Source organism: Streptomyces sp. CB03234, assembly GCF_001905885.1.
Classification (GTDB): Bacteria; Actinomycetota; Actinomycetes; order Streptomycetales; family Streptomycetaceae; genus Streptomyces.
Genome location: NZ_LIYH01000005.1, coordinates 212,857 through 234,255, shown reverse-complemented (window position 1 = coordinate 234,255; position 21,399 = coordinate 212,857). Strand labels below are relative to the sequence as shown.

General features: G+C 69.7%; 18 protein-coding genes and 2 tRNA genes. 8 read left to right on the top strand and 12 right to left on the bottom strand.

Features of this window, described 5'->3' with window-relative positions:
- Nucleotides 1-104: 104 nt before the first annotated feature.
- Nucleotides 105-177 (bottom strand) — tRNA-Ala (locus AMK26_RS22365).
- 151 nt (nt 178-328) lie between these two features.
- Here AMK26_RS22365 and AMK26_RS22360 point away from each other — a divergent pair.
- Nucleotides 329-877 carry a helix-turn-helix domain-containing protein gene (locus AMK26_RS22360; protein WP_073756505.1) on the top strand — a complete coding sequence of 183 codons (549 nt, stop codon included), beginning with the start codon at nt 329-331 and terminating at the stop codon, nt 875-877.
- A gap of 57 nt (nt 878-934) precedes the next feature.
- Nucleotides 935-2,296: a serine/threonine-protein kinase gene (locus AMK26_RS22355; RefSeq protein WP_073756504.1), complete on the top strand. Its 1,362-nt coding sequence runs from the start codon at nt 935-937 to the stop codon at nt 2,294-2,296.
- An 18-nt stretch (nt 2,297-2,314) separates the two neighbouring features.
- Here AMK26_RS22355 and AMK26_RS22350 read toward each other — a convergent pair whose 3' ends face one another.
- The 11 genes from AMK26_RS22350 to dnaA all read right to left on the bottom strand — a co-directional run bounded on the left by AMK26_RS22350 (nt 2,315) and on the right by dnaA (nt 17,348).
- A complete protein-coding gene (locus AMK26_RS22350; RefSeq protein WP_073756503.1) occupies nt 2,315-3,694 on the bottom strand; it encodes a hypothetical protein in 1,380 nt (459 codons plus the stop codon).
- A gap of 376 nt (nt 3,695-4,070) precedes the next feature.
- Nucleotides 4,071-4,205: a DLW-39 family protein gene (locus tag AMK26_RS37960; protein ID WP_003958712.1), complete on the bottom strand. Its 135-nt coding sequence runs from the start codon at nt 4,203-4,205 to the stop codon at nt 4,071-4,073.
- 172 nt (nt 4,206-4,377) lie between these two features.
- Nucleotides 4,378-4,451, bottom strand: a tRNA-Ile gene (locus AMK26_RS22340).
- Nucleotides 4,452-4,510: 59 nt separating this feature from the next.
- Nucleotides 4,511-5,131 carry a DUF3566 domain-containing protein gene (locus tag AMK26_RS22335; RefSeq protein WP_073756502.1) on the bottom strand — a complete coding sequence of 207 codons (621 nt, stop codon included), beginning with the start codon at nt 5,129-5,131 and terminating at the stop codon, nt 4,511-4,513.
- A gap of 3 nt (nt 5,132-5,134) precedes the next feature.
- Entirely contained in the window at nt 5,135-7,846 is a 2,712-nt protein-coding gene (gyrA, locus tag AMK26_RS22330) for a DNA gyrase subunit A (protein WP_073756501.1), read from the bottom strand.
- A 41-nt stretch (nt 7,847-7,887) separates the two neighbouring features.
- On the bottom strand, nt 7,888-9,960 hold the full coding sequence (gene gyrB, locus AMK26_RS22325; protein ID WP_073756500.1) for a DNA topoisomerase (ATP-hydrolyzing) subunit B: 2,073 nt from the start codon (nt 9,958-9,960) through the stop codon (nt 7,888-7,890).
- Nucleotides 9,961-10,887: 927 nt separating this feature from the next.
- Nucleotides 10,888-11,460, bottom strand: a complete 573-nt coding sequence (locus tag AMK26_RS22320; RefSeq protein WP_073756499.1) for a DciA family protein — start codon at nt 11,458-11,460, stop codon at nt 10,888-10,890.
- Nucleotides 11,457-12,575 (bottom strand): DNA replication/repair protein RecF, encoded by a 1,119-nt coding sequence (gene recF, locus AMK26_RS22315; protein ID WP_073756498.1) that lies wholly within the window; start codon nt 12,573-12,575, stop codon nt 11,457-11,459. Before recF ends, AMK26_RS22320 begins: the two co-directional genes overlap by 4 nt.
- Nucleotides 12,576-12,633: 58 nt before the next feature.
- Nucleotides 12,634-13,512 carry a phosphogluconate dehydrogenase (NAD(+)-dependent, decarboxylating) gene (gnd, locus tag AMK26_RS22310; RefSeq protein ID WP_073756497.1) on the bottom strand — a complete coding sequence of 293 codons (879 nt, stop codon included), beginning with the start codon at nt 13,510-13,512 and terminating at the stop codon, nt 12,634-12,636.
- 140 nt (nt 13,513-13,652) lie between these two features.
- Nucleotides 13,653-14,783 (bottom strand): DNA polymerase III subunit beta, encoded by a 1,131-nt coding sequence (gene dnaN / locus AMK26_RS22305; protein ID WP_073756496.1) that lies wholly within the window; start codon nt 14,781-14,783, stop codon nt 13,653-13,655.
- A 792-nt stretch (nt 14,784-15,575) separates the two neighbouring features.
- A complete protein-coding gene (gene dnaA, locus AMK26_RS22295) occupies nt 15,576-17,348 on the bottom strand; it encodes a chromosomal replication initiator protein DnaA (protein WP_073756495.1) in 1,773 nt (590 codons plus the stop codon).
- Between the two features lie 360 nt (nt 17,349-17,708).
- Here dnaA and rpmH point away from each other — a divergent pair, with 360 nt between their 5' ends.
- From rpmH to rsmG, 6 genes are all read left to right on the top strand, one after another.
- Entirely contained in the window at nt 17,709-17,846 is a 138-nt protein-coding gene (gene rpmH / locus AMK26_RS22285; RefSeq protein ID WP_018846094.1) for a 50S ribosomal protein L34, read from the top strand.
- A 22-nt stretch (nt 17,847-17,868) separates the two neighbouring features.
- On the top strand, nt 17,869-18,240 hold the full coding sequence (gene rnpA, locus AMK26_RS22280) for a ribonuclease P protein component (protein WP_073756494.1): 372 nt from the start codon (nt 17,869-17,871) through the stop codon (nt 18,238-18,240).
- Entirely contained in the window at nt 18,237-18,563 is a 327-nt protein-coding gene (gene yidD, locus AMK26_RS22275) for a membrane protein insertion efficiency factor YidD (protein WP_073756493.1), read from the top strand. The genes rnpA and yidD overlap by 4 nt, the downstream gene beginning before the upstream one ends.
- 3 nt (nt 18,564-18,566) lie before the next feature.
- The gene (gene yidC / locus AMK26_RS22270) at nt 18,567-19,826 is read left to right on the top strand and encodes a membrane protein insertase YidC (protein ID WP_073756492.1); all 1,260 of its coding nucleotides are present in this window, start codon (nt 18,567-18,569) and stop codon (nt 19,824-19,826) included.
- 14 nt (nt 19,827-19,840) lie between these two features.
- Nucleotides 19,841-20,350, top strand: coding sequence for a Jag family protein (locus tag AMK26_RS22265; RefSeq protein ID WP_073756491.1), 510 nt, complete (start codon nt 19,841-19,843; stop codon nt 20,348-20,350).
- A gap of 122 nt (nt 20,351-20,472) precedes the next feature.
- Entirely contained in the window at nt 20,473-21,183 is a 711-nt protein-coding gene (gene rsmG / locus AMK26_RS22260; RefSeq protein ID WP_073756490.1) for a 16S rRNA (guanine(527)-N(7))-methyltransferase RsmG, read from the top strand.
- Nucleotides 21,184-21,399 lie beyond the last annotated feature (216 nt).

The following is a 21,399-nucleotide window of genomic DNA, read 5'->3' as shown; positions in this document are numbered from 1 at the left end:
GCCCAGCACCGTAAATCAGGTCGATGCTGACGCGGTGCTGACGTTATGAACACGGAGAGCCCCCCTGACCCGCGTTTCCGCAGGTCAGGGGGGCTCTCGGGGTGTGGAGCCTAGGGGAGTCGAACCCCTGACATCTGCCATGCAAAGACAGCGCTCTACCAACTGAGCTAAGGCCCCGGGACTGCCGCCGAGCGGCGGGTGTCGCAGACCAGAGTACCGGGTGCCGGGGGGTGCCTCGCAAAAGGTTTGGGACTCCCGGTCGACGACCACTCTCCGTAAGATGCTGGACGAGGTTCGCAGCAGCGAACCGAAGCGATGGGGAGACGCAATGGATGCAGCGCAGCAGGAAGCGACCGCGAGAGCCAGAGAGCTTCAGCGCAGTTGGTACGGGGAGCCGTTGGGGGCGCTCTTCCGTAGGCTCATCGACGATCTGGGCCTGAACCAGGCCCGTCTCGCCGCGGTGCTCGGGCTGTCTGCTCCGATGCTGTCCCAGCTGATGAGCGGCCAGCGGGCCAAGATCGGGAACCCGGCCGTGGTCCAGCGCGTCCAGGCCCTTCAGGAGCTGGCCGGGCAGGTCGCCGACGGCAGCGTCAGCGCGGTGGAGGCCAGCGACCGGATGGACGAGATCAAGAAATCCCAGGGCGGCTCGGTCCTCACCGGCACCAGCCAGACGACGGCCAGCTCCGGCGCGCCGACCGTCCGCCGCGTGGTGCGCGAGATCCAGTCGCTGCTGCGCTCGGTCGCGGCCGCCGGTGACATCATCGATGCGGCCGACTCCCTCGCCCCCACCCACCCCGAACTGGCAGAGTTCCTCCGGGTGTACGGCGCCGGGCGCACCGCTGACGCGGTCGCCCACTACGAGTCGCACCAGAGCTGATCGCAGCAGGACGCCGGAACGACGCCGGAACAGGGAACTGGGAGCGGGCGCAGCGCAATGGGTGAGGTCTTCGCTGGTCGGTACGAGCTGATCGACCCGATCGGACGTGGTGGTGTCGGCGCCGTGTGGCGAGCCTGGGACCACCGCCGGCGCCGCTATGTGGCGGCCAAGGTCCTGCAGCAGAGCGACGCGCACACCCTGCTGCGCTTCGTGCGCGAGCAGGCGCTGAGGATCGACCACCCGCATGTCCTCGCCCCGGCCAGCTGGGCGGCCGACGACGACAAGGTGCTGTTCACCATGGACCTGGTGGCCGGCGGGTCGCTGGCGCACGTCATCGGCGACTACGGCCCGCTGCCGCCCCGGTTCGTCTGCGCCCTGCTCGACCAGCTGCTGTCCGGACTGGCCGCGGTGCACGCTGAGGGGGTCGTGCACCGCGACATCAAGCCGGCCAACATCCTGCTGGAGGCGACCGGGACCGCACGGCCGCATCTGCGGCTGTCCGACTTCGGCATCTCCATGCGCAAGGGTGAGCCCCGGCTGACCGAGACCAACTATGTGGTGGGTACGCCCGGTTACTTCGCGCCCGAGCAAATGATGGGCGCGGAGCCGGACTTCCCGGCCGACCTGTTCGCGGTCGGCCTGGTCGCGCTCTATCTGCTGCAGGGTCAGAAGCCCGACTCCCGGGCCCTGATCGAGCACTTCGCGGCGTACGGCACGCCCAGTGCCCCGGCGGGCATTCCGGAGCCGCTGTGGCAGGTCCTCGCGGGCCTGCTCCAGCCCGATCCGCAGGCCCGGTTCCGTACGGCCACGGGCGCGCGCAAGGCGCTGACGTCGGCGGTCGAGATGCTGCCCGCCCCGGCGGCCGACGAGGAGCCGGTCGAGGTCTTCGACCAGATCGGGCCGCTCCCGGCCGGGTTCGGCCCCGAGGGCCCTGTGGCACCGTCCGCCGCGCCCGCCCGGCCCGCCGCCCAGCCCTCCGTACCCTCCGTACCCTCCGTACCGGACCCACAGCCGCAGGCCCCGTCGGAGACGGGAAGCTTCCACCTGGCCCCGCCGCCGCAGCAGCCCCCGCCCCCACCCCTGCCGCAGCCGCAGCCGCAGCCGCAGCCGACGCCACCACCGCGGCCCGCCGCGGCCGCCCCGCCCCCGGCGCCCGCACCCATGCCCACGGGCATCCCCTCGAGCCCGCCCGCGACCGCTGCTGTCCACGCGCACGCTGCCTCCCCCCATCACGCCGCCGCGGTGCCTTACGCGTCCGCCTCTACTCGTGAATACACCGGTCACGCCCCGCAGGTTCCCGTCCACGGCCGGCCGCCCGCGCAGAAGCGGCCGGGACCGCCCCCGAAGGTGGCGGTCCCGGTGCTGATCGTGGCCCTGGTCTGTTTCGCGGTGGGGATCTGGGCGCTCACCCAGGTCTGAGCCCTCCCGCTCACCCGCTCACCAGGCGGTGGGCGGCCCGTACTGTGTCGGTCCCTCGTCCACCGCCCGCGCCGCCGACCGGGCCGCACGCCGCCGCGCCAGCAGCGTCCACGCGCCCAGCCCGAGCACGAGCACGGCACCGGCCCCGATACCCGCCGCGCCGACCAGCTTCATCGTGCCGCTCTTCGCCGCCTCCGGCCCGCTCTGGCCGTTCGCCGCCGCGTCCTCGTCCGCCTCCGTGACGGCGAAGATGCCGGCCGGCCCGTCGTAGGCCGGGGCCGCCTGGGGCGTGCCCTCCACGCTGACCCGCAGCGTCAGACCGTACGGCTTCTTCCCGAACTCCTCCCCGACCTTCGGGCTCAGGCTGACCCGCAGGTAGTACCAGCCCGCGAACCTGGTGTTCACGAACGAGGAGCCGGAGTCGAAGCGGTTCTCGTACTTCACCGGCGGCATCGGGTCGAGGTCGGCGGACTTCTGCTTGCCGTCGTAGGTGACCGACTCGGAACTGCCGACCACGCCCTGCATCGGGTTGTAGAGCGTCACGGCGAGCGCGCTGCCCACGAAACCACGGCCGGAGGTGCTGCCGAGGTCGGCGCCGGCGAAGAGCTGCTGGCCCCAGTTCACCGGCACCCGGTAGAAGAGGGACTGGCCCGGCTCGATGCGGTCCGTCCACTCGCCCTCGGACAGGCCGGTCGCGTCGTGGAAGCTCGCGCCTCCGGCCCGCTCACGCGGTTCGCCGGCCACGGCCGGTGGCGAGGCGCTGGGCCAGTTCTCGGGAGCCGCCGTCGGGCCCTCCGTCCTCAGCCCGGGCTCCAGTTGGTGCCGGATCTCCAAATCCCACGCATCGGGGGTGGAGGCGGCCCTGCTGCCGCGCTCGATGACGACGTAATACCGGCCGGCCTCCTGGCAGGAGGAGCGGTCCCTGTTCAACGTCCGGTGCGCATAGGCCGCGACCGGGCGGGGAAACTCGGCCGCACCGAAACGGGTCTCGTTCGAGCTGCAGTCGTAGCCGTTCCGGTCCTGGAGTGCCACCTTCAGGCTGTCCGAACTGCCGACCTTGCTACCGGGTTCCGGTACGGCGACGGCGGAGACGTACGCGTTGGTCTTCGCGTCCAGGTCCAGGCGGTAGACGAGCTTGGCACCACCCTTGATGGCGTCCTTGTACGTCCCGCCCGCGTCGAGCCGGGGCGCCTCACTGGTGCTCGCCGCCCCGCGGATCTGCTGGATGCCGTCGGCGAAGACGTACGCACCGGACGCGCCCGCCGCCTCCGCCCGGCCGGCGGCCGGCTGAGCCGCCCCTGCCTGGCCCGGCGCCACCGCCGTCACGCACACCGCCGCGAGTACCGCCGACAGCGCCGGCACAGCCCCGCCGCCGGCCGTACCGCCCCTCCGCCTCATCACGCGCTCCCCCCTCGTCCGCTCCGTGGCCGCGCGGCTCCCGCGATCAGGACCACCGCGCCGCCCACCGCCGCGGCGACCGCGGTGCCGGTCCATCCTGCCCCGCCCGTCCCGCCACTGTCTGCGCGCCCGGCCGAATCGTCCCGCCTGTCCTCGCCGTGCCCCGCTCTTCCCACGCGAAGTCCCCCTGACCGCGATCATTCAACTTTGCCCTCGCAAGCTAATGATTTGCGTAGGTGAACTCAAGGGACTCTCTGTCACGGTACGGCAACAGCACGAAAGGGCCGCGGAAGGGCCGCGGAAGAGCTGGAAAAGCAATGGGCCCCGGCCGCTTCTCCAGCGACCAGGGCCCATACGCGGACTGCTTGCGTGCGTCTCACACACCCGAACCTGCGGGCACGGAGTCGGTCGCCTCCGTCCACAGATCCTGCTCGGCGCGATCCGCCTGGATCTGGCGGTACACGAGGAGCCCGCCGATGGCGGCCAGTGCGACCAGGAGGAGCTTCTTCACCGCGCGACCTCGTCTTTCCTTGACGTAGGAGACCTTCTGGCGCCCGACTATACACACCGACCGATACCGATCGGTGACCTACGTCCCGCCCAATGGACTCCCGCCAACGGACTCCGGGCACAAAGCGATCGGCCCGGGCGGAGAGATTCTCCGTCCGGGCCGACCGTCACTGTGGGGCTAACAGGATTTGAACCTGTGGCCTCATCCTTATCAGGGATGCGCTCTAACCAACTGAGCTATAGCCCCTCCGCGCTGCGCGCTGACCTCTGAAGATTAGCGCACGGAGCGGCGTCTTCCCAAATCCGCTATTCGTCCTCGGCGAGCGTGAGCTCCACGCCGCCCACGAAGCCGGCGGACAGGTTGTAGATGAAGGCACCCAGCGTCGCCAGCGCGGTCGCCAGGACGACGTCGATGACGGCGATCACCGAGGTGAAGACCAGCACGCGCGGCAGCGACAGGAACGACTGGAGATCGAAGCCATTGTGCTCGTTGGAGCCGGTGGCCTCGCTGATCGTGCCGCCGACGGTCGAGAAGACGCCCATCGCGTCCATGACCATCCACAGCACCGCCGCCGCCACCACCGTGCAGATGCCCAGCGCGATGGAGAGCAGGAAGCTGACCTTCATCACCGACCACGGGTCGGCCTTGGCCACCCGCAGTCGTGCCTTGCGCGTACGGGGCGTCGTCTTGGCCCCCGTACGCGGCCGGCGCACCGTGCCCGTGGTGCTGCCGCTGCCGCCGCCCTGCGTGGCGTACGCCTGCGGCGGGTGGTAGGGCTGCGCCGCCTGCTGCCCGGCTGCGGGCCGCTCGGCGGGCAGTGGGCCGTCGTCGTACGTCGTCACCGTAACCCCCTGGGAGTCCGTGGCAGGGCCACGGGCACCGTTCGTTCCGGAAGCGGCCGATCCGGCGCCCGTGGCCTTACTCACGCTCTACTCCTCGTGCTCCCCGGCCGAGGGCTCCATGCCCTCGACTGCCTCGGCCGCGGCGCCGCTCTGTGCGGCAGCCTCGGTGTCCACGACCTCCGCGGTCCCGGCGGTCCCGTCGAAGTCGTCGGGCCCGTCGATCCCATCGGCCCCTTCGACCTCTTCGGCCTCGCGACCGGCCTCGGCGTTACGAGCGATACCGACGACGGCATCGCGCTTGCCCAGATTGATCAGTTGGACGCCCATGGTGTCACGGCCCGTCTCCCTGACTTCGTTGACTCGCGTACGAATCACACCACCGGACAGCGTGATGGCGAGGATCTCGTCCGTTTCCTCGACCACCAGCGCGCCGACGAGCGAGCCGCGGTCCTCCACGATCTTGGCAGCCTTGATGCCGAGGCCGCCACGACCCTGGACGCGGTACTCGTCGACGGCGGTGCGCTTCGCGTACCCGCCGTCCGTCGCGGTGAACACGAACGTACCCGGCCGGACCACATTCATCGAGAGCAGCTCGTCTCCCTCGCGGAAGCTCATGCCCTTGACCCCGGAGGTGGCACGGCCCATCGGGCGCAGCGCTTCGTCCGTCGCGGTGAACCTGATCGACTGCGCCTTCTTGCTGATGAGCAGCAGATCGTCCTCCGCCGACACCAGCTCCGCGCCGATCAGCTCGTCGTCGCTGCCGTCCTCCTTCTCGCGGAGGTTGATGGCGATGACACCGCCCGAGCGAGGCGAGTCGTAGTCCTTGAGGGACGTCTTCTTCACCAGGCCGGCCTTGGTGGCGAGCACCAGGTAGGGCGCCGCCTCGTAGTCGCGGATCGCCAGGATCTCGGCGATCTTCTCGTCCGGCTGGAAGGCCAGCAGGTTGGCGACGTGCTGGCCGCGCGCGTCCCGGCCGGCGTCGGGGAGCTCGTACGCCTTGGCCCGGTAGACCCGGCCCTTGTTGGTGAAGAACAGCAGCCAGTGGTGTGTCGTCGACACGAAGAAGTGGTCGACGATGTCGTCTTCCTTCAGCTTCGTCCCGCGCACGCCCTTGCCGCCGCGCTTCTGCGAGCGGTAGTCGACGGTCTTCGTACGCTTCACATAGCCGCCACGGGTGATCGTGACGACGATGTCCTCCTCGGCGATCAGGTCCTCCATGGACATGTCGCCGTCGAAGGGCACCAGCTTGGAGCGGCGGTCGTCGCCGAACTTGTCGACGAGCGCGGCCAGCTCCTCGCTGACGATCTGGCGCTGACGGGACTCGGAGGCCAGGATCCCGTTGTACTCGTTGATCTTGGCCTGGAGCTCGTCGTGCTCGGCGACGATCTTCTGGCGCTCCAGGGCGGCGAGGCGGCGCAGCTGCATCTCGAGGATGGCGTTGGCCTGGATCTCGTCGATCTGGAGCAGGCCCATCAGGCCCTCCCGCGCGACCTCGACGGTGTCACTGCGCCGGATCAGCGCGATGACCTCGTCGATGGCGTCCAGCGCCTTGAGCAGACCGCGCAGGATGTGCGCCCGCTCCTCCGCCTTGCGCAGGCGGAACTTCGTACGCCGGACGATGACCTCGATCTGGTGCGTCACCCAGTGGCGGATGAACGCGTCCAGCGAGAGCGTGCGCGGCACGCCGTCGACGAGCGCCAGCATGTTGGCGCCGAAGTTCGTCTGGAGGTCGGTGTGCTTGTAGAGGTTGTTGAGGACGACCTTGGCGACCGCGTCCCGCTTGAGGACGATGACCAGCCGCTGCCCGGTGCGCGACGACGTCTCGTCACGGACGTCGGCGATGCCGCCGATCTTGCCGTCCTTGACGAGGTCGGCGATCTTCTGGGCCAGGTTGTCCGGGTTGACCTGGTACGGGAGCTCCGTGACCACCAGGCACTGGCGGTTCTGGATCTCCTCGACCTCGACGACCGCGCGCATCGTGATGGAACCACGGCCCGTGCGGTACGCCTCCTCGATGCCCTTGCGGCCCACCACCAGCGCGCCGGACGGGAAGTCCGGGCCCTTGATCCGCTCGATCAGCGCGTCCAGCAGCTCCTCGTGCGTGGCCTCGGGGTGCTCCAGCGCCCACTGGGCACCGGCCGCGACCTCGCGCAGGTTGTGCGGCGGGATGTTGGTCGCCATACCGACCGCGATACCGGCGCTGCCGTTGACCAGCAGGTTCGGGAAGCGCGCCGGCAGGACCGTCGGCTCCTGGTTGCGGCCGTCGTAGTTGTCCGTGAAGTCGACGGTCTCCTCGTCGATGTCCCGGAGCATCTCCATCGACAGCGGCGCCATCTTGCACTCGGTGTACCGCATGGCGGCGGCCGGGTCGTTGCCCGGGGAACCGAAGTTGCCGTTGGAGTCCACCAGCGGCATGCGCATCGACCACGGCTGGGCCAGGCGGACCAGGGCGTCGTAGATCGAGGTGTCGCCGTGCGGGTGGTACGTACCCATGACGTCACCGACGACGCGGGCGCACTTGTAGAAGCCCTTCTCGGGCCGGTAGCCGCCGTCGTACATCGCGTACAGCACACGGCGGTGGACGGGCTTGAGGCCGTCCCGTACGTCGGGCAGCGCACGCGACACGATGACGGACATCGCGTAGTCCAGGTACGAGCGCTGCATCTCGGTCTCGAGCCCGACGGGCTCGACCCGGAGGCCCACACCGGGGACGGCGGGCTCCTCCTCCGGCGTGACGGCGACGGGGGAGACAGGGGTGTCGGGAGTGTCAGGGGTGTCAGGGGTGTTCTCGTCGGCCATTGCTGGTCTTCAGTCCTTTCGTACGGTCAGCTGAGACCGACTCAGATGTCGAGGAAGCGGACGTCCTTGGCGTTGCGCTGGATGAACGAGCGCCGCGCCTCCACGTCCTCACCCATCAGCACGGAGAACAGGTCGTCGGCCTGGGCCGCGTCGTCCAGCGTGACCTGGCCGAGCACCCGGTGGTCCTGGTCCATGGTGGTGATGCGCAGCTCCTCGGCGTTCATCTCGCCCAGACCCTTGAAGCGCTGGATGGAGTCCTCGCGGATGCGCTTGCCGTTCTGCTTGCCGAGCTCGACGAGCGCGTCGCGCTCGCGGTCCGAGTACGCGTACTCGAAGTCGTCCCGGCCCCACTTGATCTTGTACAGCGGCGGGCGGGACAGGTAGACGTGCCCGGCCTCGACCAGCGGCCGCATGAAGCGGAAGAGGAAGGTCAGCAGCAGGGTGTTGATGTGCTGGCCGTCGACGTCGGCGTCCGCCATCAGGATGATCTTGTGATAGCGGAGCTTCTCGATGTCGAAGTCCTCGTGCACACCGGTGCCGAAGGCGGAGATCAGCGCCTGGACCTCGGTGTTCTGGAGGATCTTGTCGATCCGCGCCTTCTCGACGTTCAGGATCTTGCCCCGGATGGGCAGGATGGCCTGGAACTCGGGGTTCCGGCCGGACTTGGCGGAGCCACCGGCGGAGTCACCCTCGACGATGAAGATCTCGCACTTGGACGGGTCGTTCGACTGGCAGTCGGACAGCTTGCCCGGCAGGGACGCCGACTCCAGCAGCCCCTTGCGGCGGGTCAGGTCCCGCGCCTTACGGGCGGCCACGCGGGCCGTGGCGGCCTGGATGGACTTGCGGACGATGTCCGCGGCCTCGTTGGGGTTGCGGTCGAACCAGTCGTTGAGGTGCTCGTGCACGACCTTCTGCACGAAGGTCTTGGCCTCCGTGTTGCCCAGCTTGGTCTTGGTCTGGCCCTCGAACTGGGGCTCGCCGAGCTTGATGGAGATGATCGCCGTCAGACCCTCGCGGATGTCCTCACCCGTGAGGTTGTCGTCCTTCTCGCGCAGCAGCTTCTTGTCGCGCGCGTACCGGTTGACGAGGCCCGTCAGCGCGGCGCGGAAGCCCTCTTCGTGCGTACCGCCCTCATGGGTGTGGATCGTGTTCGCGAAGGAGTACACGCCCTCCGTGTACTGCGAGTTCCACTGCATCGCGATCTCGACCGAGAGCATCCGCTCCTTGTCCTCGGCCTCGACCGAGATGACCGTGGGGTGGATGAGCTCGCCCTTGCGCGAGTTGAGGTACTTGACGAAGTCGACGATGCCGCCTTCGTAGTGGTACGAGACGGTCCGCGCCGGCGCCTCCTCGGCCGTCTCGGCGGCGTCGGGGTCGTCGGCGTTCATGGTCGCCTTGGCCGACTCGCGCTCGTCGGTCAGCGAGATGCGCAGGCCCTTGTTGAGGAAGGCCATCTCCTGGAAGCGGCGCGAGAGCGTCTCGAAGGAGTACTCGGTCGTTTCAAAGACGTCCGGGTCCGCCCAGAACGTCACCGTCGTACCGGACGTCTCGACGGCCTCGTTCTTGGCGAGCGGGGCGGTGGGCACGCCCTGCTTGTACTCCTGGGTCCAGCGGTACCCGTCGCGATTGATCTCGACCGACAGCTTGGTGGACAGCGCGTTGACGACGGACACACCGACGCCGTGCAGACCGCCGGAGACGGAGTAACCGCCGCCGCCGAACTTGCCGCCGGCGTGCAGGACGGTGAGCACGACCTCGACGGCCGGCTTCTTCTCGACGGGGTGGAGGTCCACGGGGATGCCTCGCCCGTTGTCCACGACCTTGACGCCACCGTCCGCGAGGATGGTCACGTCGATGGTGTCCGCGTGCCCGGCCATGGCCTCGTCGACGGAGTTGTCGACGACCTCTTGCACCAGGTGGTGGAGTCCACGCTCACCGGTCGAGCCGATGTACATGCCGGGCCGCTTGCGGACCGCGTCCAGACCCTCGAGGACGGTGATCGCGCTGGCGTCGTACGACGAGGTGACCTCGCCGTTCTCGCCGGCAGCAGTGGACGGAATGTTCTCGTTGGGGTTGCCGGAATCGGCCACGAAGCGCCCTTTCTGGCACAGCACAAGCCGTCTCTCCGGGCATGCGGGAGCGGCTGCGTCGTTCGACATGTTCCGCAGTGGGCGGGATTACCTACCAGTCTACCGGTAGCACTGACATTAATGGGGGCTTGCCGGTGCCTGAGTCCGCATGTGCCGCCCTGAACCGGCGCCTGCCGACTCCCCATATCCGGGACGGGGCTACAGGAGCCTCACGCCGCCACTCAGCGCTTTGGCCTGTCAACCTCCAGCAACGGTGACGACCACCTCACTCCCGCCCCCGGCTCCGCGTCCGCACAGGGGCCCCGCGGCCATCCGCCCGGGCATGCGGCCCCCGGGAAAGCTCCGCGGTACGAGCAACGCTCCGAGCGCGTCGCGGGCCCGCCGCGGCGACGGGGCCGACCGCGCCGGGCGGGGGCGGGGGGCCGGTTCGGCCACCGTCCGTACGCGCTCCGGCGCAACGGCTCACCCAGCCCGCGGGGCACGGGCGCAGCCCCGGTTCCAGCCCTCCCTCACCACGCGGGGTCCCGCAGGGGTACGGGGGCCGGCCCCGGTTCCAGCGCCTGCCGACGCGCGCGGGCCCCGGGGTCGCCGACTGCGCAGCGGGTGGGACACGAAGCCGGGGGCGAACCCCCGCATCACCGCGCCGGGGGCGGTGGAGGTCCCCGCCAACCGGGCCCGCGCCGACCGGACCGCCAACGACGAGGGCCGGGGCGGCGCAGGACCCGTTCCGCCTGTGCGCCGAGACGTCGGCGCATCACCGCGCGGCAGCGCCGGGGCCCCGGGGCACAGCCCGGTTTCGGGAACGGCCCACGCCGACCGGACCACCGACGCGCCTACGCGCCGCGCGGCCGACGCGCACCGTCCTGCCCACCGGCCCAGGGCCCAGGCGGCAGCGCCGCGCTGCGGACAAAGCCCCGGCGGCCCCGGTGCCGCGGCCGGCAACCGTCACCGTCAGCCGTACGTGTCGCCCGGCCCCGTGCTGCCCGGCGCCCGCAGGGGGCCGCCGTAGCCGCGCCGGGGGCCGCCCGGGCCCAGCACCTTGATGACCCGGACCGTGCCCTGGCCCAGGTCCTCGTTCAGCCGGGCCACCAGCCGCGGCGCCAGCAGCCGCAGCTGCGTGGCCCACGCGGTGGAGTCGCACTGCACCGTGAGCACCCGTTCCTCCGGGTCCTCGTCGTACCGCAGCGGTACGCAGTGCTTCGCCAGGTCCTCGCCCACGATCTGCGGCCACCGCCCCATCACGCCGCCGACCGCCGCCGGGGTCTCCCACCCGCGCTCGGTGATCAGCCGGTTGATCGCGGCGCCCAGCGGCAGCGGATCGCGCCCGTCCGCGCGGGCACCGGACCGCAGCCCGCCGCCCCGCCGGGCCTGCTTCTTCTGCTGCGCCGCCGCGCCCCGCGCCTTGGCCTGCTCCTTGGCGGCGCGCAGCGCGACCCGCGCCAGATCGACACCGGACGGTTCGGGAACCGAGGGAACCGAGGGAACCGAGGGAAGCGACGGCTCCGGCAGGGGATCAGTCGTCACAGCCGCTCCACCGACCCCTCCGACACCTCGTACCGGGCCCCCGCCAGCACCGCCGGCACGTCGTCGTCGACCGCCGCCGTCACCAGCACCTGCTCGCCCGGCGCCACCAGCTCCGCCAGCCGCTCGCGGCGCCGCGCGTCCAGCTCCGCGAAGACGTCGTCGAGCACGAGCACCGGCTCGTTGCCCTCGCCCCGCAGCAGGTCGTACGAGGCCAGCCGCAGCGCCAGCGCGTACGACCAGGACTCGCCATGGCTGGCGTACCCCTTCGCGGGCAGCTCGCCCAGCTTGAGCACCAGGTCGTCCCGGTGCGGGCCCACCAGCGTGACGCCCCGCTCGATCTCCTGCTTGCGCACTTCCGCCAGCGCGCCGAGCAGCCCCTCGTACAGGGCCTCCCGCCCGTGCGCCCCGGACACGGCGCCCTTGTACTCCAGCGCCACCGGCCCGCCGCCCGGCGCCAGCTGCTCGTACGCCTTGTCCGCCAGCGGCTGGAGCGTCGCGACCAGGTCGAGGCGCTGCGCCAGCAGCTCCGCGCCGGCCCGCGCGAGGTGCTGGTCCCACACGTCCAGCGTGGACAGGTCCATGGAACGGCCGCCGTGCCGCCGCGCCATGGCCGCCGACTTCAGCAGCGTGTTGCGCTGACGCAGCACCCGCTCGTAGTCGGACCGCACGCCCGCCATGCGCGGGGAGCGCGCCGTGATCAGCTCGTCGAGGAAGCGCCGCCGCTCCCCCGGGTCGCCCTTCACCAGCGCCATGTCCTCCGGTGCGAACAGCACCGTCCGGACGATGCCGAGCACATCACGCGGCTTGACCTGGGACGACCTGTTGATACGGGCCCGGTTCGCCCGGCCCGGGTTGAGTTCCAGCTCGACCAGCTGAGACCGCTCGCCCTGCCGTACCGCCGCCCGGATGATCGCCCGCTCGGCGCCCATCCGCACCAGGGGCGCGTCGGACGACACCCGGTGGCTGCCGAGCGTCGCCAGGTACCCGACCGCCTCGACCAGGTTGGTCTTGCCCTGCCCGTTGGCGCCCACGAAGACGCTGACGCCCGGATCAAGAGGGACCTCGACCCGGGCGTACGAGCGGAAGTCGGCCAGCGACAGATGCGTGACGTGCATGGTGTGCGCCGACCTTCCCCCGGCATGCCGTGCACCGCCGGGTGCACAGCCTGTGGATCTACTTCTTGGACTCGACCGCGTGGCCGCCGAACTGGTTGCGCAGCGCGGCGATCATCTTCATCTGCGGCGAGTCGTCCTGCCGGGACGCGAACCGCGCGAACAGCGACGCGGTGATCGCCGGGAGCGGGACCGCGTTGTCGATGGCGGCCTCCACGGTCCACCGGCCCTCGCCGGAGTCCTGTGCGTAACCGCGCAGCCCGTCCAGGTGCTCGTCCTCGTCCAGCGCGTTGACCGCCAGGTCGAGCAGCCAGGAACGGATGACCGTGCCCTCCTGCCAGGAGCGGAAGACCTCGCGTACGTCGGTGACGGAGTCGACCTTCTCCAGCAGCTCCCAGCCCTCGGCGTACGCCTGCATCATGGCGTACTCGATGCCGTTGTGGACCATCTTCGCGAAGTGGCCCGCGCCGACCTTGCCCGCGTGGACGGAGCCGAACTCGCCCTCGGGCTTCAGAGCGTCGAAGATCGGCTGGACCTTCGCCACGTTCTCGGCGTCGCCGCCGTACATCAGCGCGTAGCCGTTCTCCAGGCCCCACACGCCGCCCGAGACGCCGCAGTCGACGAAGCCGATGCCCTTCCCGGCCAGCTCGGCGGCGTGCTTCTCGTCGTCGGTCCAGCGCGAGTTCCCGCCGTCGACGACGACGTCACCGGGGGAGAGCAGCTCGGCCAGCTCGTCGATCGTGGACTGGGTCGCGGCACCGGCCGGGACCATGACCCACACCACGCGCGGGCCCTTGAGCTTGCCCACAAGCTCCTCGAGGCTGTGGACATCGGCGAGGTCCGGGTTGCGGTCGTATCCGATGACGGTGTGACCCGCGCGGCGGATGCGCTCGCGCATGTTGCCGCCCATCTTGCCGAGACCGACGAGACCGAGCTCCATCAGAGATTCCTCAATCGTTGTGTGCGGAGAGTTCGTACCCGCGTCCGAGCCTACGCCCGGACGCGGGCGCACACCTGTGGGGTCAGGCGCTCATCGGGCGCGTGGTCAGCCACTCAGGCGCACCGCCCCCGGCGGCGGGGTCAGCCGCTCAGCCGCACCGGCATGATCAGGTACTTGTACGCCTCGTCCGCCTCCGCGTCCACGGCCGGCTTGCCGCTCAGCAGCGCGGGCTTGGTGGAGGTGGTGAAGGACAGCTGGGCGACCGGGGAGTCGATCGCGCTCAGGCCGTCCAGCAGGAAGGTCGGGTTGAAGGCGATCGAGATGTCGTCGCCCTCCAGGTGCGCGTCGACGCGCTCCACAGCCTGTGCGTCGTCGCTGGAACCGGCCTCCAGGATGAGCACACCCTGCTCGAAGCTCAGCCGGACCGGCGTGTTGCGCTCGGCCACCAGGGCCACACGCTTCACGGCCTCGACGAACGGCGCCGTCTCGATCACCGCGACCGAGTTGAACTCGGTGGGGAAGAGCGTGCGGTACTTCGGGAGGTCGCCCTCGAGGAGGCGGGTGGTGGTGCGCCGGCCCGCGCCCTCGAAGCCGATCAGGCCCTCGCCCTTGCCGGAGCCCGACAGCGCCAGCGTGACCGTGTCGCCGCTCGTCAGCGCCTTGGCGGTGTCCAGCAGCGTCTTGGCGGGCACCAGGGCGACGGCGGAGGCGTCCGGGGACTCCGGCTTCCACAGGAACTCACGGACCGCGAAGCGGTAGCGGTCGGTCGACGCCAGCGTGACCGTGTCGCCCTCGATCTCGATGCGTACGCCGGTGAGGACGGGCAGCGTGTCGTCCCGGCCGGCCGCGATGGCGACCTGGGCGGCGGCGGAGGCGAAGACCTCACCGGGGACGGTGCCGGTCGCGGTCGGCATCTCCGGAAGCGCGGGGTACTCCTCCACCGGCATGGTGTGGAGGGTGAAGCGGGACGAGCCGCAGACCACGGTCGCCCGTACACCGTCTGTGGAAATCTCCACCGGGCGGTTGGGGAGGGCGCGGCAGATGTCGGCGAGGAGGCGGCCGGAGACGAGGACGGTGCCGTCCTCCTCCACCTCGGCCTCGACCGAGACCCGCGCGGAAACCTCGTAGTCGAAGCTGGAGAAGCTGAGCGCGCCGTCCTCGGCCTTCAGCAGAAGGCCCGCGAGTACGGGCGCCGGCGGACGGGCCGGGAGGCTGCGGGCCACCCAGGCCACCGCCTCCGCGAGTACATCGCGCTCCACCCGGATCTTCACCGGAACCGCCTCCTGCTGTTGCTGGCTCTTGTCTCGACTGCGGGAACCAGTCTGACGCACGCCGCCGACAGTCGGTGCGGGTCGGGGTCAAGTCGCGACAAGAGGCGCCGGGCGCTCCGGGGCCGAGTTGTGCACAGGCCCCGCTTCGAAGCGGATTCCCCGGTAACTCTGAGTGGGAGTAGTAGTAGGGCCTGTGGAAACGGTGGATAACGCCATCCACCCAGGTCACGGCACGTTTTTTGTCCACCGCGCCTGTGGGCGGGACCGGTGGACAACCAGCCCTTTCTGTGGACGCCGGAAAGTTCTGCACAGCCGATGCACAGCCCGGGCCGACTTCTCCCCAGCGCCGTCCCCAGTTTTACCCAGCTTCCCCACAGGCCAACCGACCACCTTGGTGTGACGGCTTTCACTCGGCGCGGTGAGCCCGGGCGTTTCGTTGCCGAACAGTGGACAGGGGTGTGGAGAAGCTGTGGACCATGAACCGGTGCCTGTGGGCCGCCGGTGGACAACTGCGATCACGGCCTGTGGACGGCGTTCGCGTCCACAGCCTGTGGAGCGCGTTCGGCCACAAATCCACAAGCGGATGACCTGCAAGGATGTCCTCTCCACACCCGGCCCTGTGGACAGGATCTGGACAACTCACCAGTCCCCAGGCTGTGGATTGAAGATCGCCCCCACGTCTGTGGAGAACCCGGTGACCGGCTCAACTATTCGAACATCACAGGGTGTGGACAACGACGAAGGGCGCTCCGGGACCCTGTCCCGGAGCGCCCTGCCCTCGGCGCCTCGGCGTCAGCCGTTCTTGATGCGGTTCGTGAGTTCAGTGACCTGGTTGTAGATCGAGCGCCGCTCCGCCATGAGCGCGCGGATCTTGCGGTCGGCGTGCATCACCGTCGTATGGTCGCGTCCGCCGAACTGGGCGCCGATCTTCGGCAGTGACAGGTCCGTCAGCTCCCGGCACAGGTACATCGCGATCTGCCGGGCCGTCACCAGCACCCGGCTGCGCGACGAGCCGCACAGGTCCTCCACCGTCAGCCCGAAGTAGTCGGCGGTGGCCGCCATGATGGCGCCGGCCGTGATCTCCGGTGCGGCGTCCTCACCACCCGGGATCAGGTCCTTCAGCACGCCCTCGGTCAGCACCAGGTCCACCGGCTGCCGGTTGAGGCTCGCGAACGCCGTCACCCGGATCAGCGCGCCCTCCAGCTCGCGGATGTTGCGCGAGATGCGGGAGGCGATGAACTCCAGGACCTCCGGCGGGGCGTTGAGCTGCTCCTGCACCGCCTTCTTACGGAGGATCGCGATCCGCGTCTCCAGCTCCGGCGGCTGTACGTCGGTGGTCAGGCCCCACTCGAAGCGGTTGCGCAGCCGGTCCTCCAGCGTCATCAGCTGCTTGGGCGGCCGGTCCGAGGACAGCACGATCTGCTTGTTGGCGTTGTGGAGCGTGTTGAAGGTGTGGAAGAACTCCTCCTGCGTCGACTCCTTGCTCGCCAGGAACTGGATGTCGTCGACGAGCAGGATGTCCACATCGCGGTAGCGCTTGCGGAAGGTGTCGCCCTTGCCGTCGCGGATGGAGTTGATGAACTCGTTGGTGAACTCCTCCGAACTCACGTACCGCACGCGCGTGCCGGGATAGAGGCTGCGCGCGTAGTGCCCGATCGCGTGCAGCAGGTGCGTCTTGCCGAGCCCCGACTCCCCGTAGATGAAGAGCGGGTTGTACGCCTTCGCCGGCGCCTCCGCGACCGCGACGGCGGCCGCGTGCGCGAACCGGTTGGACGACCCGATCACAAAGGTGTCGAACAGGTACTTGGGGTTCAGTCGCGCGTGCGGTTCACCGGGGCGGCCGCCCGTGGCTCCGGCCCCGCCCGCCGCGCCGCCGCCGCTGCCGGGGCGCTGCTGGCCCGGGCCGTCCGGCAGGTCACGCCGGTCGCCGCGCTGCTGGTCGTACGGAGAGGGGTCGGACGCCTGCGGGCCGCGGTAGTCGTGGTGCGGCTGCTGGGGGCGGGGCGACGCGTAGGGGTCGCGGTCCTGGAAGCCGCCGAGGCGCGGCTGCTGCCAGGACAGGTCCTCCTGGGTGCGGGGCCAGGCGCCCGGCTCGGGGCGCTGCTGCTGGTACTCGGGGTAGGCGGGGCGCACGGTCGGCAGCCCGTCGTCGGGCATGGGCCGGTGCCCGTAGCCGTCGTACTTGTCGTACGGCTTGTCGTACGACTCGCCCTGTCCCTGCTGGCGCTCGTCGTAGCGGGACTGCTGGGGCTGCTGCCTGCCGGGCGCCTGCTGGGCGGGCGGCGGGTCGCCGGCGGAGTCGTCGACGGTGATCGCGATCCGGATGGGACGGCCGCACTCCCGGCTGAGCGTGTCGCTGATGAGCGGGGCCAGACGGCCCTCCAGGACGCGCTTGCCCCACTCATTGGGGACGGCGAGCAGCGCCGTGTCCGCCACCAGGGCCAGCGGCTGGCAGCGCTCGATCCACTGCTTGTCCTTCGGCTCGATGCCCTGCTGGCCCTCGCCGAGGAGCTGCTCGAGCACTCGTGGCCACACTGCGGCAAGATCAGCAGGTACGTCAGCCACAAGGCACGCTCTCTCACAGGTCCCACGAATGTGTGGTTCTCGGGACGGGATGGAAGGACAGGCAGGAAAGGAATCCGAGTTCAGCCACGGTAGTCGCGGCGGCTCACGTGGTTCAAGTTGTTGTCCACAGGCTGTGCATAGTGGACCACGGCTCAGCGCCGGTTTGACCGGATGGCGTAGCCGCGCGTACCGTAACCAGGTCGAGTTGTCGATGGCTGCTGCCGCCTGCCTCCGATGGGCAAAGATCACGGTCAGTGATCGTGAAGCGGTGCACTCGGGCGTATTGCGAGCTACTCGTGGGCGCACGGTGACAGCCAGGCGATGTCCCGCCACCACCCGAATCATTTCTGGAGCCCCCGAGTGAGCAAGCGCACCTTCCAGCCGAACAACCGTCGTCGTGCGAAGACCCACGGTTTCCGTCTGCGCATGCGTACCCGCGCCGGCCGCGCCATCCTGGCGAACCGCCGCAGCAAGGGTCGCGCCAACCTGTCCGCCTGATCGCTTTTAAACAGGTCATGACGTGCTGCCTACCGAGAATCGGCTGAGGCGGCGCGAGGACTTCGCGACCGCGGTACGCCGAGGACGCCGGGCCGGCCGCCCGCTCCTCGTCGTCCACCTAAGAAGCGGTGCAACGGACCCGCACGTGCCGGGGGAGAGCGCTCCCCCGACCCGTGCGGGTTTCGTCGTCAGCAAGGCCGTGGGGGGCGCGGTCGTGCGTAACCAGGTGAAGCGCAGGCTTCGCCACCTCATGCGCGACCGGCTGCCTTCACTGCCCCCCGGTAGCCTGGTGGTAGTACGGGCGCTGCCCGGAGCGGGCGACGCCGACCATGCACAGCTGGCCCGAGACCTGGACGCCGCCCTTCAGCGGTTGCTGGGAGGGGGCGCGCGATGAAGTACCCGCTGCTGGCTCTGATCAAGCTGTACCAGTGGACGATCAGCCCGCTGCTCGGCCCCGTCTGCCGGTACTACCCGTCGTGTTCCCACTACGGATTCACGGCCATCGACCGGCACGGCGCGGTGAAGGGCACAGCCCTGACCGCCTGGCGCATCCTGCGGTGCAACCCGTGGTCGCCCGGCGGAGTGGACCATGTTCCCCCTCGTAAGCGCCCGCGCTGGCACGAAATGCTGCGCGACGCGCTGCGCGGCGGCAAGGGCGGGAACTCCGCTGAGACGAGCCCGGCCGCAGAGACCTCGCCCAATGCTCAAGGAGCCTGATTAGTGGACACGATTGCCAGTCTGTTCAGCTTCATCACCACACCTGTCTCGTGGATCATCGTCCAGTTCCACAAGCTGTACGGGGCGGTTTTCGGACCCGACACGGGCTGGGCCTGGGGTCTGTCGATCGTGTCCCTGGTGGTGCTCATCCGGATCTGCCTGATCCCGCTCTTCGTGAAGCAGATCAAGTCGACCCGGAACATGCAGGCGCTCCAGCCGAAGATGAAGGCGATCCAGGAGCGCTACAAGAACGACAAGCAGCGTCAGTCCGAAGAGATGATGAAGCTGTACAAGGAGACGGGCACCAACCCGCTCTCCTCGTGCCTTCCCATCCTGGCGCAGTCGCCGTTCTTCTTCGCCCTGTACCACGTGCTGTCGAAGATCGCCTCGGGTGACACGATCGGTGTCCTCAACCAGGAGCTCGTGAACAGCGCCCGTGAGGCCCACATCTTCGGCGCGCCGATCGCCGCGAAGTTCATGGACGACCCGGGCAAGGTCGAGGCGCTCAACGCCTCGCTGGTGGATGTCCGCATCGTCACCGCGGTCATGATCGTCCTGATGTCGCTGTCGCAGTTCTTCACCCAGCGCCAGCTGATGCAGAAGAACGTCGACCTGACGGTGAAGACCCCGTACATGCAGCAGCAGAAGATGCTGATGTACATCTTCCCGGTCATCTTCGCCGTGATGGGCATCAACTTCCCGGTCGGTGTCCTCGTCTACTGGCTGACCACCAACGTGTGGACCATGGGCCAGCAGATGTACGTGATCAACCAGAACCCGACCCCGGGCAGCAAGGCGCAGGACCACTACCTGCAGCGACTGGTGAAGAGCGTCACCTCCCACGGCGAGGTCCGTGGCCGCCGTCGCCGCGCTGTCGTCCAGGCCATCGTGGCCAAGGGTCCGGACCGCAACGACAACGAGCGCAAGTTCGTCACCACCCTCGCCAAGGCCGGCTTCACCCCGCAGGCCGACGGCTCTGTGAAGAAGGTCGACCCCGCCACCGCCGAGGCGGAGAGCGCGGCCGCGACCCGGCGCCAGCAGCCCAAGCGCCAGCCCAAGGCGAAGCGCCAGGCCGCGAGCCAGACCGGGGGTGCTCAGCAGTCCACGGCTGCGAAGACCTCCCTGGAGAAGGCCGACGAGCCCCAGGACGCCAAGCCGAAGCAGCCGGCCAAGCCCGCCGGTGGTTCCGCACGCCAAGCCAAGTCCGGACAGCGCAAGGGCCAGGGCCAGCAGCGGCCCAAGCACCCGTCGTCCAAGAAGTAAGAAGGAGTCCATCCGTGACGGAAGGCACCACCTCCGCCGCCCAGGGTGGCGACACCCTGACCCGCCTGGAGCAGGAGGGCGAGATCGCGGCCGACTACCTCGAGGGCCTGCTCGACATCGCCGATCTCGACGGCGACATCGACATGGACGTCGAGGCCGACCGCGCCGCGGTCTCGATCATCAGCGACTCGGGCAGCCGTGACCTGCAGAAGCTGGTGGGCCGCGACGGCGAGGTGCTGGAGGCGCTTCAGGAGCTGACGCGCCTCGCCGTGCACCGGGAGACCGGTGACCGCAGCCGGCTCATGCTCGACATCGCCGGCTTCCGGGCCAGGAAGCGGACCGAGCTCGCCGAGCTGGGCGCCCAGGCCGCCGACGAGGTGAAGAGCACCGGTGAGCCGGTGAAGCTGAAGCCGATGACCCCGTTCGAGCGCAAGGTCGTGCACGACGCGGTGGCCGCCGCCGGTCTGCGCAGCGAGTCCGAGGGCGAGGAGCCGGAGCGCTTCGTCGTCGTACTCCCTGCCTGACCATCCCTCGTAGGGTCGGCCCCGTCTGTTCGCAGGCGGGGCCGATCTTTGTCAGCCTGATAGTCACTGATCACTGGTAGTCAGCACCCAGTGCGGTAATGCGGTACGGAAGGACGGTTCCCGTGACGGAGGCAGAAGAGCTTCCCCATGCGCCTCAAGAAGCGCGGACGGTTTTCGGCGAGTTCTTCCCGGAGGCAGTCCGGTACGCGGAGCTCCTCGCGGACGCGGGCGTCAAGCGCGGTCTGATCGGTCCTCGTGAGGTGCCGCGGCTGTGGGAGCGGCACCTGCTGAACTGCGCCGTGCTCTCCGAGGTCGTGCCGGAGGGGGTCACCGTCTGCGATGTCGGCTCCGGCGCCGGTCTGCCCGGCATCCCGCTGGCACTGGTGCGTCCCGACCTGAAGATCACTCTTCTCGAGCCGCTGCTGCGCCGTACCAATTTCCTCCAGGAGGTTGTGGAGCTGCTGGGGCTGGACCATGTGACCGTGGTGCGCGGACGCGCCGAGGAAGTCCTCGGCAAGCTGCCGCCCGTCCATGTCGTTACCGCACGGGCCGTCGCCCCGCTGGACCGGCTGGCGGGCTGGGGGGTACCCCTGCTGCGCCCCTATGGAGAGATGCTGGCGCTCAAGGGCGACACGGCCGAGGAGGAGCTCCAGGGCGCCCGCGCCGCACTGAGCAAGCTGGGCGTTGTGGGAACCTCGGTGCTCCATGTCGGCGAAGGCATCGTCGACCCGCTGTCGACCGTCGTGCGGGTGGAGGTCGGTGAGAGTCCCGGGGGTGTGCGGTTCGCGGCCAAGCGAGCCAAGGCTGCCCGGACCTCCCGTCGCCGCCGTTGACACCTGGTTGATCCTCATACGTACGCATTTCGGAGTGTCGTGACGCTCTGGCTCTGCGGCGAGTGCATCAATGTTTCACGTGAAACGTCGCTCACTGCTGCAGGGAATCATCAGCCGCGGTCGCGCGGCCGCCTCGCCGCGCGACCGTAAGCCACCCACGAGGGCTACGGAGTTGTCCACAGAGGTGGAGTTCTCCACAGAACCACCGGCCTCGCT